Raw genomic sequence first — 13,138 nt, forward strand, 5'->3', positions numbered from 1 at the left:
TGTCTGACTAGGGGACGCGCCGGCGCAGGCTCGACCCCATACAGCCCAATACAGCGGGCCGCGGGTCGACCGCCATGACCACGCCTTGAGCTCGCCTTCGAAGTCACCGCGCTACCGTCGCAAGCGCGAGGACTTCACCCTGGGTTAGACTCGGTGAAGGGACCGCGCTCGAGCAGACCCCTTCAGCAGCGGCATTACCCCGTGCAAGCAAAGCCTCGGCAGGTGAGATATTCGGGCAGCCCGTCAGGAGCCGTCCAGGGTGCCGAAAGCGCTAGTCAGAGGCATCTATAGCGTCCGGTCATGAGCGGCCGATGGACGTTCGTTTATGCCATCTGAACGGCCAAGAAGCCGCAAGAAGTACAACCCGTTGTGAACTCAACCCGCGCATGACCCAGCGCGTTGTTGATGGCGGGAATGGTCTGATCGAACCACAATTCGGTCTGGCAGCATTGTCCCTGGTCGAATTCTTCCAACTGGCTCTGTAACACGATCTGACCCGGTTCAGGATCGATGAGCGGCTCTGCCAAGCTTCAGCAAATCGATGCACACCGGCGTCCCTGGTGCGCTCGTGGTGGCAGAGCAGAGCGCTGTCACAGTCACGCCGTCGCGGGTCCCTGCCGGCCGCACCTTTACTTTGCAGGGTGTCGCTGTGGCGTTGCAAAGTATTCATAGTCCGTCGTCCCACTGATGCGGTTCTGAAGCTGTGAAGGCATTGTCGTGAGAAGCAGTGCGAGGCTTCCCGAGCGCATAGACCGGATCGTCCGGATACGGTGTTCCGATCGGCTGTCGCGGGCCGAAGCGTTCTGCCTCCAGCACCGACGATGGGATCTGCTCCTCGAGCCAGTCATAGACAACGGTCCGTTCGGCAATCCGCCACTCCCCTGCCCTCTTTTGAAACAGATCGCAGTAGCGCCCGCTTAGCAGCATCTGGCGTATTTCTCCGTCTTTGTCGGGTCCGCGTTGCAGCGCGGTGAAATAGCTCTCGACCGTGGCCTCTGCCGGGTTGATGAATTCGACAAGGATGTTCGTGATCTGATGGATGTTGCGCGGTCCGGTTTTGAAGACGCCGAGAGCAAACCGGATGAAGCCCTCTGCCGAGCCGCGATAGGGCCCGTGATTGTCATGTGCATCTGGCCAGTAGGCGCTGCGCAGTGCCGCTTCATCGGCACGGTCTATCCCGCGGCAGTACCGATAGAGGCAGTCACGGATCGCCTCACGGTCGAGTAGTTCGGTAATTTTTGTTTGCTCCACAGGGTCTGTCGCAAATTCCGTGGTTCTGAGGTGTTCCGGGAGCGCAGTCTTCCGTTTGCGCGTGGCCTCGGCTACTATGCGCGCAGCAGGCGGATCGTTGATTTCCAGCGCTAGTTCGGGGCAGGATCGCACCCCATCTGCCGCAAGCAGTTGCTCCCCATCCGCAAGCTCAATGTCACCAGGTAGGATGTAGCCCGCCTCATCCAGCTTGAAGACTGCCGGCGCTCGCGCCGAGCATCGCGCATGCCCCTGACATCTGGCTTTGTGAACGATGATGCGCAAGGCGACCTCCCAACGTCTGTGCCCGGCTCAGGCCGGGCTAGGTTTAGGCCCAGTCCAGGATCAGATTTTCGATCCCGAACACATGGCCGCCATGGGTGATGGGTGCTGTTCCCTCCTTGATCCGAAAGGGCGGCAGGCGCGCCAGCCATTCCTCCAGGCCAATGACAATTTCCCGCCGGGCGAGATGTGAGCCAAGGCAACGGTGGGGACCATAGCCAAAGGCGGCGTGGCGGTTGCCCTCTCGCGTCAGATCGACCGTGTTGGGGGCCTCGAATTCCGCCGGGTCACGATTTGCAATCATCGTGGCGCAGGAAACAAAGTCTCCCTTGCGGATCGGCGCGCCTTCGAAGTCGATATCTTTCCGTGCCACGCGGATCATATGGACACTCGGAAAGGCGCGCAGCAGTTCTTCGGCTGCGCGCACGATCCGGTCCGGTTCTTTTCGGAGCAATTCCTGATCTTCCAGGTTTCGCGCGAGGTAGGCCAAGTCAAAGCCTATGGCTGTAGCGACCGTGTCGAGCCCGGCCACCAAAACGAGCACGCCAATGCCACGGACCTCCTGGTCTGTCAGCCCGCGGCCCTCGACCTGCGCCTGCACAATGAAGCTCATGAAATCGTCGACGGGCTTTTTGCGGCGCATCGCCGCCAGCTCGTCTATGAACGCTACAATCGTCCGAGCCGCCGCCGGCCGTCTCACATCATCGCCGTGGAGCAGATCTCTCGCCCAGGCAACAAACGTCTCAAGGCGGTGCTCCGGCAGTCCGATGAAGCGAAGGAAGATGCTGACTCCGAAAGGGTAGGCGAAATCTTTCATCGCGTCGCAGCTTGTGCCCGAAGAGGCGATCCTCGTGATAAGCGTTATCGCTCGCTCGCGGATGGCGGGCTCCAGTTCCGTTACACGCTTCGGCGAAAAGAGCGGATTGAGCAATGAGCGAAAGACTGCATGGGAAGGTGGATCGAGTTCGAGCGGGATCGTCGGCCAGTCTTCGCCCAGCGCGGATGCGAAGACGTTGCGATGACTGGAAAAGTTTTCGGTCTCCTGCAGCACCCGGCGCTGATCTGCGGCGCGAGTGATGACCCAAGCACCCTGCCCCGTACGTGTGTTCCAGGGCGAATAAAAGATTCGCGGTCCGGCATGCACGCAAGCGACTGCTGCGTGCGGGTCGCCGTTGGGCGCCGGAGCCATGCCTGGCGACGAAAAGAGGCTGAAGTCGCCCACCATTTCCGGCGGGACATGATCTGGAACCGGGTTGGTCGCCATTTGGTTCTCCTGCGTTCAGGCGTTTACGCGCTCGGCTGAGATCGCAAGGCTGTTCGTCACCGCTGGGCTCCGCGACGCACCGCCGACACGCCTCCGATCACAAAATCGAGCAAGTTGCGTGCCGAGTAAGCGCACCATTGGCGCTGATCATATCTGTGTTGTAGCGGCCCTTCTGAGGCTAACCTTGGTACGAATTTCGACATTCATGACTGTTCCAGACACGACAAGGTTTGTAGAAAAGAATGCTAACGAGGAGCCGAGTGAAGAGGCTAAGTATCGAACGAGGTCACCTGCGAGAGAGGGTGTAGCTCGGCGGTAGCGAAGCCGCTCGCGAGCGCGCCCTCCACAAGCGCTGTAGATGCTATGGGCGGCGGCGAGCGTGTGGCACCCTCGACGCTGTTGAGCAGCTACCTAAGGAGCGCCCCATGTCACCATCCTTTGATGCAAGCAAATCCCTTACCGCCCTTGATCAGGACAGCACGTTGGTCGCAGTGATTGAGATGAGCCAGACAAAGTGGCTCATAGCTGCGACGGTCCCTGGCTTTGAACGTAACCCTCTCAAGAAGCTCGATGCTGACCCGGATTCGGTGTTCAGGCTGTTGCGCCGCTGGCGCAGCGAAGCCATCCAAGCCGGGCGTGAAGTCCGGCGCATCGTTGTCGCCTATGAGGCTGGACGCGACGGCTTTTGGTTGGCGCGCTGGCTCCAGGCGCGCGCTGTCGAAGCTTATGTCATACATCCATCGAGCGTCGCGGTTTCCCGTGAACATCGGCGTGCCAAGACCGATCGCCTCGATACCGAACTGCTGATGCGCGCCTTTCTTGGCTGGCTGCGGGGCGAGAAGCGCCACTGCAGCATGGCAGCCATCCCAACCATCAATGAGGAGGAGGCCCGCCGTCCGAACCGTGAACGAGACAATCTCGTCCGCGAACGTACACGGATCGTCAACCGCATCAAGGCAATCCTCGCTCGCTTCGGCATTCGCGCCTTCAAACCCAATCTGCGCAAAGCTGCCGAGAAACTGGAGGCTCTGCATACGGCGGAAGGTATGCCCCTACCGGAACGAAGCCGAGCCGAGTTGCGCCGTAATCTCGGACGGCTTCACCTGTTGCGTGAACAAATCCACGAGATCGAACAGGAGCGGTTGCGGCAGCTCTCGGTGGTTCCGGACACGGAGAAGGGTCCGCTCGCGATGGTTCGCCTTCTTGCGCGGATCATCGGTGTCGGTATCGAGACTGCGGACATGCTGGTGAATGAGATTCTCTCACGCGGCCTGCGTGATCGGAGAGCCGTCGCCCGCTATGCCGGACTTACCGGGGCGCCGGATGAGAGCGGCCAACGCAGGCGCGAGAAAGGTCTTGCGCGGGCCGGCAACGCTCGCGTCCGCTACGGCATGATCCTACTGGCTTGGCGGTTCCTCCAATTCCAAAAGGACAGCGCGCTGGCGCACTGGTTTTGCGCGAGAACGGCCGATGGCCGTGGCGGTACGCGCAAGACAATGATCGTGGCTTTGGCGCGCAAGCTACTGATTGCCTTCTGGCGACTTGTCACGACCGGCGAGATCCCGACGGGAGTAGCCCTGCGTCCGGTATAAAGCATGGAGGAGGGTTCGACAGGACGAGCATTGAAGTTTGGCAGCTGCAATAGCGTCTGCCGATAACGATCCGAGGTGGTGGTGATCCCGGCCGCTCACATGGCTTACGACGCCGCGCTGTAGAATGGGCCCACCGCCCGGAGCTTCGCCGCCGATGCGTATGGCTGCATCATGGTTTTTGATCCGCGAGGATAACCGCATACAAGCTTGCGGCGCGTTTACGGCGCCGGATGGCGAGCTCCCCTCGGTTTGCAAGTTATAGACCTCTACGAACAGGCACCTGCCGGCTCAATGTAACGCTGCCGCCGTGCTCGTGACCATCAAGGGCAAGTCGCTTCGCGATGGCCAAAGGCCCACCCTTGACCGTCACTGCGCGCGGCGCCCCCAATGAACCCCGGAGCCAAAGCAGGAACAAATGGGGCGCCACAGCTGAACAAGGAGACGGAACGACTGAAAGATCACCTTGACAAAGATTAGCCCATACAAGCGAGCGAGCGGCTTTGCGGTCGTCATCGATACTTCGTCGGTAAGGTCGGGTTGCTGACCCAACTAATTCGAAGGACGATCGATGACCGACGACATGGTGAACCTGCGCGCTCGTGGAGAAGGCTCCGGATCCCGATCTCTTGCGCGAGATGATTTGTATGCGGTCGAGCGCCTGAGCGAGCCGGAGATCGGGGCCGCGATCAGCCGCGCCTGTGGCAAGAAGAAGGCCCACGTCCGCCGGCGCCGAGCCCATCAGGGCGCCCGCAAATAGCTCACTGCCGAGATCGGCAGCCCCACATCCTTTTTCGTCAGGATCACATCGGCCTGACGATGGCGATCGCCTCGTCGGTGTATCTGCTGGTAGCCAGAGAAATCCTCGACAGCACTGGTCGCATCGGCAACCTGGCCGTTGACTGCTGTGTTGCTGCTCTTGGCAAGAATCTAGCCGCGCTGAGCCGATAGCGCGAACAGGATGCGCTAAGCGTTCTTTGATAATGCGGGCTGCTTTGGGGCGTGTTCAGCTTTGCATCCGTCTCGGACGTTACCTTTCGAGCTTGGCATGAGACGCCGAGGGCTCTTGCCGGCGAAGGATCATTCGAGATGCCTTTGTGGAGGCCGTCTTCTGGAATCTTGACGGAGGGACCAATCGACTTCACTTCGAGCAATTCCTCCCGCCCGCTGCCGTACATCTGGGATGTTGGACAATTGACCGACAACACACCCGTCCGGGCAGCTGACGCATTTGCCTGCATTGAGTAGCTTTACCGCGGAGTTCAGGTTGTGGCTCATCGCAACGGGAGCAATGATGGCGATCCTCGCCAAGCGCGGTGGCCCTCGGGAATGGCGCCTCCGATCGAGGTGATCCTCGGCGGGCCGCAAAAGGCAGCTGTGCCCTCGTTGGCCTCGGCAGGCAAAGCGGTGGTCAGAAGATCCAGAGTAGCGGCGCATGCCGAGCGAAACGGGAATCGATATGCATCGGCCTCACCTCAAGCGGCGGTTGAACGGGGAATGCGCGGCAGGTTCTCGGCCAGTAGCCGCCAGTCGTGGCGCTCGGGTTCGCCTTCCTTGCGCGTCCCGAAGAACTGGACGATCACCTTGCCATTGGCGCCATAGGCTTCGAGTGACGTGACGTGACCGTCCCTGGTCGGCTTGCGCACGGCCCAAACCTCACGGATGTGGTGGGCCCTGAGATGCAGGTGGAAAGTCTCGTCGAGCACATTGATGCAAGGCCCGATCTGCTTGATCGACTTGATAGGGCCGGAATGAATCTGGATGCAGCCACGATTGCCGACGAAGCACATGATCGGCATCTCGTCCTCGGCCGCACGATGGAACATGGCGCCAACGGCAGCATTGTCGAGCAGCCAGGCGTAATCCTGGCCGACCATGCGCACCGCCTGGCGGCGGCTGAGGTTCAGGGACTTCAGCATGCCGAAGAACTGGTGCACGTCGGTCAGCCGGCTCCAGTGCTCCCGCAGGTCATCGACTGTAGCGGCTTGGCCCGCAATCTTTGCGACGTTTTCGGCTGACCTCCCCTTAACCCACACGATCGGCTCCTGGTTCGAGGATTGGAGCTCGTCTGTCAGTTTTTGATAGGCATAGAGGTTGGAGGACGACCTCAGATGCACCTTGTGCACTGCCTCGCCTGCGGCGTCGAAGAATTGCAGGCTGCGGTGGATCTCCCCGCCATCGCGAGTCTCGACGGCAAAGCCATGCGCCCACACGTTCGGGAAGATGCGCAAATCAATGTCATTGCCGAGCACCATGGCGTGATGCTTGCCGGTGAACACCTTATCGTAGATGCCTATCTTCTCATGCACGGCACTGGCATTGCTGGTCAGCGCCATCACCTCGCCGACCGCCTCGAGACCGGTTAGCATATCATTAACGCGGGGCTCGATGCGCACCGTGCCAAAACCGCAATGTGCCGCGAAAAGCTCCGCTTCCGAAATGCCCAATTGGGCGGCGAGATCGCGGTCGCGGATTTTGGGGCTGTCTTCGCGTGCCCGTCGAATTCTCTCCGGCGACGGTTTCTCGTGCTGGTGCATGTCTTCACCCCTGCTTGCGCATACTGTCGGTAGGGCGTCTTCGCCCTCGCCAAAAAAGAGCTCAAAAGTCGTGCCAATTTCTCGAAGCGTCTCGGAAGCCCGGCTTACGAGCCAGTTCAGAGGGAACTCGAGCCCACCCCCCTGTGGCGGTCTCGACAAAATCCGACAATATCTGTCGGTTGCCCAACGCCTTCGCGGCAACAGCCGAACCAGAATCGTGGCCGCGTTGGCGATGTCGCACTGTCCGGAAACGGTTTCTTCCCATTGGCACGGTCCATGCACGGTGATCCGCGAAGTGTCACGCACCGAGGAGAAAACGAGCGATGATTACGCTCACCGACAAGGCCGTTGCCGCCGTTAAAACCGCTCTTTCCACGGCTAGTGAGCCGGCAGAAGGCTTCCGCATCATGGTCGAGGCCGGCGGTTGCTCCGGCTTCAAATACTCGATGGGCCTGGAGAGCGTCCCGCGCGAGGGCGACGCGATCATCGAGACAGATGGGATCAAGGTGTTCGTAGACGCCGGCACCCAGCCGCATGTAGCCGGCATGGCCGTCGACTTCGTCACGGGTCTCGAAACCTCCGGCTTTGTCTTCGACAATCCGAATGCGAGCGGGAAGTGCTCCTGCGGCAAGTCCTGTAGTTGATTGCCGAAGAAGGAGAGAGGGCGCCTGAGGTGAGCTTGTTGGTGCGATGGCGGCCCAATCTGCGCCAATCTGGGGGGCCCCTGCACCGCTTCTGGATCGTCTCCGCCAGCAACGGCATGCGCAAGGCTCGATGCGACCGGGTTGCGCCTTCATGTCATTCGATCCATTGAGGACCATAGCCCATGAAAGTTGTCTATCTCGACAACAACGCAACGACACGGGTCGATCCCGCGGTCGTTGAAGCGATGTTGCCGTTGCTTACGGATCAATTCGGCAACCCTTCGTCGGCGCACGGTTTTGGCGCCCTTGCTGGCGCCGCGTTGAGCAACGCGCGGCGTCAGTTGCAGGCGCTGATTGGCGCGGAGTTCGACGATGAGATCACCTTCACCTCGGGTGGAACGGAAAGCGACAATGCGGCCATTCTTTCGGCGCTCGAGGTGATGCCTGACCGAACAGAGATCGTGACTTCCGCTGTCGAACATCCGGCTGTGCTGACCCTCTGCGCTCATCTTGAGGAGACGCGCCGCGCTAAGGTGCACAGGATCCCGGTGGACCGCCATGGCCGGCTGAACGTCGACGCTTACCGGGCCGTCCTCAACCCGAACGTGGCAATCGTCTCGATCATGTGGGCCAATAACGAGACTGGTACGATCTTCCCCGTCGCCAAGCTCGCCGAATTGGCCAAGGAAGTCGGCGCCCTTTTCCACACTGATGCCGTGCAGGCAGTCGGCAAGCTCCCGATGGACCTGAAATCAACCGCCATCGACATGCTGTCGCTCTCCAGTCATAAATTTCATGGACCAAAAGGGGTAGGCGCACTTTTCGTCAAGCGCGGCGTGCCGTTCCAGTCCCTGATCAAGGGGGGTCACCAAGAGAGCGACCGGCGCGCGGGCACCGAAAACACGCCCGGCATAGTCGGGCTCGGCATGGCCGCCGAACTCGCCTTGAAATTCATGGATGCCGAGACCACGCGGATAAAGTGGCTCCGCGACCGGCTGGAGAACGGGCTTGTCCAGCGTGTCCCAAACAGCTTCGTCAACGGCGATCCCCTGGAGCGCTTGCCGAACACCGCAAACATTGCCTTCGAAGCTATTGAAGGCCATGGAATCCTGCATCTCCTTGACCGCGAGGGTATCGTCTGTTCCTCCGGGTCCGCCTGCACATCGGGCTGTGCGGAGCCAAGTCACGTCCTGAGGGCGATGAAAATGCCACATCGGGCGGTCCGCTTCTCTTTCGCGCGTGACAACGGACAAGAAGAGGTGGACCGGGTGCTAGAGGTCTTGCCTTCAATTGTGGAGAAGCTGCGCGACGCCCACAGTTCCGGGTCGAATATACGGAGCGCCGAAGGCCTTCAATGCGGACCAGGTCTCAGCGGCAGATGAACCGGCGTCCATTCATGAGCGGTCGGGTCTTTCTCAAGGATACTACCCTGCGCGAGGGCGAGCAGGCACCCGGCGTTGCCTTGACGGTGGCGGAAAGCTTGCGATCGAGATCGACGCAATTTGCGCCGTGGTCGCATGGAGTGTTCCGGTGCGGTTCACGGCAGGGCGCCGGATGACCTCACGGGATTTCCATGCATCAGTCGAGGTCGACGAGGCGATTGCCGCGCTGGCTCAGCGCATTCGTTCATCAGCCCGCGGCTTTCGGGGCTGCATGTCGAATGTGCGACCAACGCACCAGAAACCACCGTTTCCGACAAAGGGAGAACGCAAATGAGTTGTTCCGCTGACAGCAGTTCCATCGACGTCACCAACATCCTCACGCGACTGAAAGGCCTATCGTCCGCGGAGGAGTTCTTCGCTGTCCTTGGCGTCTCGTATGATCCGAAGGTGCTCAATGTCTCACGGCTCCACATCCTCAAGCGTGTGGGCCAATACCTTGCCGAGGAAGATTTCTCCGGTCTGCCCGACCAGGTGATCGCCGCGCGCATGCGCGCCATGCTGGAACGCGCCTACGAGGAGTTCGCGCTTTCCTCGCCGCTCACGCACCGGGTTTTCAAGGTGCTCAAAGATCACAATCCGAACAAACCTTACACGCCAGACCGCACATTCGTTCCGTTCGACTCCGTCCTGAAGCGGTTCGGCCAATAAGCGCTGCATAGTTGCGACGCGACAATGTCGACAAGCCGACAATTCGGGCACCGAAACCGGGGGGCCTCTGAAATGATCAATGGAATTTAAAAGGAAAGACGCTCGCAAAACACTTGGCACGAACAATGCAAACAAGAACTCGCACCGCCAGCTCGCATCGGGATAACAGCGTAGAGAACGCCAATGCACATTGTCGTCAGCATTAAGCAGGTGCCGGACTCGGCACAGATACGGGTCCATCCGGTGACGAACACCATCATGCGTCAGGGCGTGCCGACCATCATCAACCCTTACGACCTATTTGCCCTGGAAGAAGCACTCAGGCTACGCGACGCTTATGGCGGGGAGGTCACAGCGCTCACTATGGGTCCTCCCATGGCAGAGGACTCCCTGCGCAAGGCGCTCGGCTACGGCGCCGATCGCGCAGTGCTTTTGACCGACCGCTATTTTGCCGGTTCCGACACACTGGCGACCTCCTTTGCTCTTTCCCAGGCAATCGCGAAGATCGGCGAGACGTTCGGCACGCCGGACGTGGTCTTCACGGGCAAACAGACGATCGACGGCGACACCGCCCAAGTCGGGCCCGGCATCGCCAAGCGTCTCGATCTCCTTCAACTCACCTATGTCGCGAAAATCGCCTCCATTGATCTTGCTGCAGGCGAGATCACGGTCGAGCGCCGTTGCGAGGGCGGCACCCAGAAGCTGAAGAGCAGGCTGCCTTGCCTCATCACCATGCTGGAAGGCACAAACGAGATGCGCCGGGGCTCGATCGAAGACGCGCTTTGCGCCGCGCGCAGCCAGATTGTGAAATGGAGTGCGGCCGAGGCCGGCATTGAAGATCTCACCAAATGCGGCTTGCGTGGCTCGCCGACGGTCGTCAAACGCGTTTTCGCCCCTAGCGCCCGTTCGGAAAAGGCGGAGCAAATTGAGACCGCCGAAAAGACGCTGCGCGATACCGCAGACGAACTGATTGGTGCAATCTTCACCCGCCAGCCGGCGCTGGAACCGGAACTCGCCTTCGAGGGCGCGTGACGGCAAGGAGCAGACCATATGTCGAGCACGAACTCAGACACCCCTCGCCAGCCCCCCGGCCGCGCCGGGATGAAGAAGGAGCTTCCTGAGCGTTTCAGGGACTATCGGCACGTCTGGGTTTTCATCGAGCTCGAACGCGGCCAGGTCCACCCCGTATCCTTCGAGCTGCTTGGCGAGGGCCGCAAGCTGGCGGACAAACTTGGCGTCCAGCTCGCGGGCGCTGTGCTCGGGCCCCCTGGAGAAGCCACCCAGAACGCAGTCGCCGAGGCCTTCGCCTATGGCGCCGACCTTGTCTACTTCGTTGAGGCGCCGCTGCTCGCCGACTATCGCAATGAGCCTTTCACCAAGGCAATGACGGATCTGGTTGATACTTACAAACCCGAGATCCTGCTTCTCGGTGCGACCACGCTCGGCAGGGATCTCGCCGGTTCCGTCGCGACGTCCTTGCTGACAGGGCTAACGGCCGACTGCACCGAACTCGACGTGGATGCCGACGGTTCACTCGCCGCGACCCGTCCGACTTTTGGGGGCTCCTTGCTATGCACGATCTACACGCTCAATTACAGGCCGCAGATGGCGACGGTGCGACCGAGGGTCATGCCCATGCCGCAGCGGGCAGACAGAGCGATGGGGCGTGTCATCGCGCACAAGCTGTCGCTCGCCGAGGATGAAATCGTCACCAAGGTGCTAGGATTCCTTCCGGACAGCCAGTCGGGCAACGCCAATCTCGCCTATGCGGATGTGGTGGTTGCGGGAGGGCTCGGTCTCGGCGGAGCGGAGAACCTGCAGCTTGTGAAGAGTCTCGCGCGAGTGATAGGCGCCGAATTCGGCTGTTCGCGGCCGCTGGTCCAAAAGGGCTGGATGTCGGCCGATCGGCAGATCGGCCAAACAGGCAAGACAATCCGGCCGAAGCTTTACATAGCGGCCGGTATTTCCGGCGCCATCCAGCACCGCGTTGGAGTTGAGGGAGCCGATCTCATCGTGGCCATCAACACCGACCCGAACGCGCCGATTTTCGATTTCGCTCACCTCGGGATCGTCACCGATGCGGTCCGTTTCCTGCCCGCGCTGACCGAGGCCTTCACCCGGCGGCTGTCACCGCACAGTCGCGACAAGCTTGCGAGCTAAGGGAGATGGAAATGATCAACGAAGAGTTCGACGCCATTGTCATCGGGGCCGGCATGTCCGGGAACGCAGCTGCTCACACGATGGCAAGCGACGGCTTGAAGGTACTCCAGTTGGAGCGAGGTGAATACCCGGGCTCCAAGAACGTCCAGGGCGCCATCATGTACGCGAACATGCTGGAGAAGGTCGTCCCGGATTTCCGGGATGATGCACCGCTCGAGCGGCATCTGGTTGAACAGCGGCTCTGGGTGATGGACGACACCTCCCACACCGGGATTCACTATCGGTCGGACGACTTCAACGAGGTGAAGCCCAACCGCTATACGATCATTCGTGCCCAGTTCGATAAATGGTTTTCGCGCAGGGTGCGCGAGGCCGGCGCGACGGTTCTGTGCGAGACGACGGTGACGGAACTCGTCCGTGATGCCCAGGGCAAGGTGATCGGCGTCCGCACGGATCGGGCCGGCGGAGCGATCTACGCGGACGTAGTTGTTCTTGCAGAAGGTGTCTGCGGGCTGCTTGGCACGCGGGGCGGTCTTCGCAAGATGCTGAAACCGGAAACGGTGGCGCTCGCAGTAAAGGAGATGCATTTCCTGCCCGAAGAGGTCATTGAGCAGCGGTTCGGGGTCAAAGGGAGTGAAGGCTGCGTGATCGAGGCAGTCGGCACGATATCCCACGGAATGGCCGGGCTCGGGTTCCTCTACACCAACAAGGAATCGATCTCACTGGGCATCGGCTGCCTCGTCTCGGATTTCGCCGCGAAGATGGAGAGCCCTTACGCCCTTCTCGATGCGCTGAAAAACCATCCTTCGATCCGGCCGCTGATCGCCGGTTCGGAGGTGAAAGAATACGCGGCGCATCTCATTCCCGAAGGTGGCTACAAGGCTATTCCGCAGCTCTTTGGCGACGGTTGGGTCGTTGTCGGCGATGCCGCGCAATTGAACAACGCTGTTCACCGCGAGGGTTCGAACCTCGCCATGACCTCCGGTCGCATTGCGGCTGAGGCTATCATACAGGTGAAGAGACGCAACGATCCAATGACCAAACGGAACCTCGCCCTTTACCAGACGATGCTGGATAAATCCTTCGTAGTCAAAGACCTGCGGAAATACAAAGACATGCCAGCTTTACTCCACACTAACGCCTGCAATTTCTTCACGACCTACCCGCGGTTGATGTCGCAAGCCGCGCAAAACTTCATGCGTGTCGACGGCACGCCAAAGATCGAAAAGGAAAAGGCGACCACGGCAGCCTTCATCAAGGCGCGCTCGCGGTTGGGGCTGGTCAGCGACGCGATCCGCCTGGCGTTGGCGTGGCGGTGAGGCAC

At 60.6% G+C, this 13,138-nt stretch carries 12 protein-coding genes and 1 pseudogene; 9 read left to right on the forward strand and 4 right to left on the reverse strand.

All coding sequences use genetic code 11. The features are described 5' to 3' along the window. Nucleotides 1-311 precede the first annotated feature (311 nt). Nucleotides 312-485, forward strand: a complete 174-nt coding sequence (locus AC0L16_RS10290) for a hypothetical protein (protein ID WP_473617145.1) — start codon at nucleotides 312-314, stop codon at nucleotides 483-485. Nucleotides 486-666: 181 nt separating this feature from the next. Here AC0L16_RS10290 and AC0L16_RS10295 read toward each other — a convergent pair whose 3' ends face one another. The 3 genes and pseudogenes from AC0L16_RS10295 to AC0L16_RS10305 form a co-directional block, all read right to left on the reverse strand. After that, nucleotides 667-1,251, reverse strand: a complete 585-nt coding sequence (locus AC0L16_RS10295) for a nuclear transport factor 2 family protein (RefSeq protein WP_473620685.1) — start codon at nucleotides 1,249-1,251, stop codon at nucleotides 667-669. Between the two features lie 159 nt (nucleotides 1,252-1,410). Beyond that, nucleotides 1,411-1,533: pseudogene (locus AC0L16_RS10300) on the reverse strand (ferredoxin); the annotation flags it as partial. Nucleotides 1,534-1,576: 43 nt separating this feature from the next. Then, a complete protein-coding gene (locus AC0L16_RS10305) occupies nucleotides 1,577-2,794 on the reverse strand; it encodes a cytochrome P450 (protein ID WP_473620602.1) in 1,218 nt (405 codons plus the stop codon). 425 nt (nucleotides 2,795-3,219) lie between these two features. On the opposite strand from AC0L16_RS10305, the gene AC0L16_RS10310 reads away from it, so the two are divergent. Next, nucleotides 3,220-4,386 (forward strand): IS110 family RNA-guided transposase, encoded by a 1,167-nt coding sequence (locus AC0L16_RS10310; protein WP_127257056.1) that lies wholly within the window; start codon nucleotides 3,220-3,222, stop codon nucleotides 4,384-4,386. A gap of 568 nt (nucleotides 4,387-4,954) precedes the next feature. Next, nucleotides 4,955-5,143 (forward strand): hypothetical protein, encoded by a 189-nt coding sequence (locus tag AC0L16_RS10315; protein WP_473620604.1) that lies wholly within the window; start codon nucleotides 4,955-4,957, stop codon nucleotides 5,141-5,143. Nucleotides 5,144-5,858: 715 nt separating this feature from the next. Here AC0L16_RS10315 and AC0L16_RS10320 read toward each other — a convergent pair. Then, nucleotides 5,859-6,920, reverse strand: a complete 1,062-nt coding sequence (locus AC0L16_RS10320; protein ID WP_473620605.1) for a hemin-degrading factor — start codon at nucleotides 6,918-6,920, stop codon at nucleotides 5,859-5,861. Nucleotides 6,921-7,243: 323 nt separating this feature from the next. Here AC0L16_RS10320 and AC0L16_RS10325 point away from each other — a divergent pair, with 323 nt between their 5' ends. From AC0L16_RS10325 to AC0L16_RS10350, 6 genes are all read left to right on the forward strand, one after another. Then, nucleotides 7,244-7,564 (forward strand): HesB/IscA family protein, encoded by a 321-nt coding sequence (locus AC0L16_RS10325; RefSeq protein ID WP_473620607.1) that lies wholly within the window; start codon nucleotides 7,244-7,246, stop codon nucleotides 7,562-7,564. A gap of 182 nt (nucleotides 7,565-7,746) precedes the next feature. Then, entirely contained in the window at nucleotides 7,747-8,946 is a 1,200-nt protein-coding gene (gene nifS / locus AC0L16_RS10330) for a cysteine desulfurase NifS (protein WP_473620608.1), read from the forward strand. Between the two features lie 330 nt (nucleotides 8,947-9,276). After that, on the forward strand, nucleotides 9,277-9,654 hold the full coding sequence (gene nifW / locus AC0L16_RS10335) for a nitrogenase stabilizing/protective protein NifW (protein ID WP_473610083.1): 378 nt from the start codon (nucleotides 9,277-9,279) through the stop codon (nucleotides 9,652-9,654). Nucleotides 9,655-9,837: 183 nt separating this feature from the next. Continuing rightward, nucleotides 9,838-10,686 carry an electron transfer flavoprotein subunit beta/FixA family protein gene (locus AC0L16_RS10340; protein WP_473620610.1) on the forward strand — a complete coding sequence of 283 codons (849 nt, stop codon included), beginning with the start codon at nucleotides 9,838-9,840 and terminating at the stop codon, nucleotides 10,684-10,686. Nucleotides 10,687-10,704: 18 nt separating this feature from the next. Beyond that, nucleotides 10,705-11,814 carry an electron transfer flavoprotein subunit alpha/FixB family protein gene (locus AC0L16_RS10345; RefSeq protein ID WP_473597337.1) on the forward strand — a complete coding sequence of 370 codons (1,110 nt, stop codon included), beginning with the start codon at nucleotides 10,705-10,707 and terminating at the stop codon, nucleotides 11,812-11,814. 11 nt (nucleotides 11,815-11,825) lie between these two features. Continuing rightward, nucleotides 11,826-13,133, forward strand: a complete 1,308-nt coding sequence (locus tag AC0L16_RS10350; protein ID WP_473620612.1) for an FAD-binding protein — start codon at nucleotides 11,826-11,828, stop codon at nucleotides 13,131-13,133. The last annotated feature ends 5 nt before the right edge of the window (nucleotides 13,134-13,138 follow it).

This window comes from Mesorhizobium sp. WSM4848 (genome assembly GCF_055811375.1).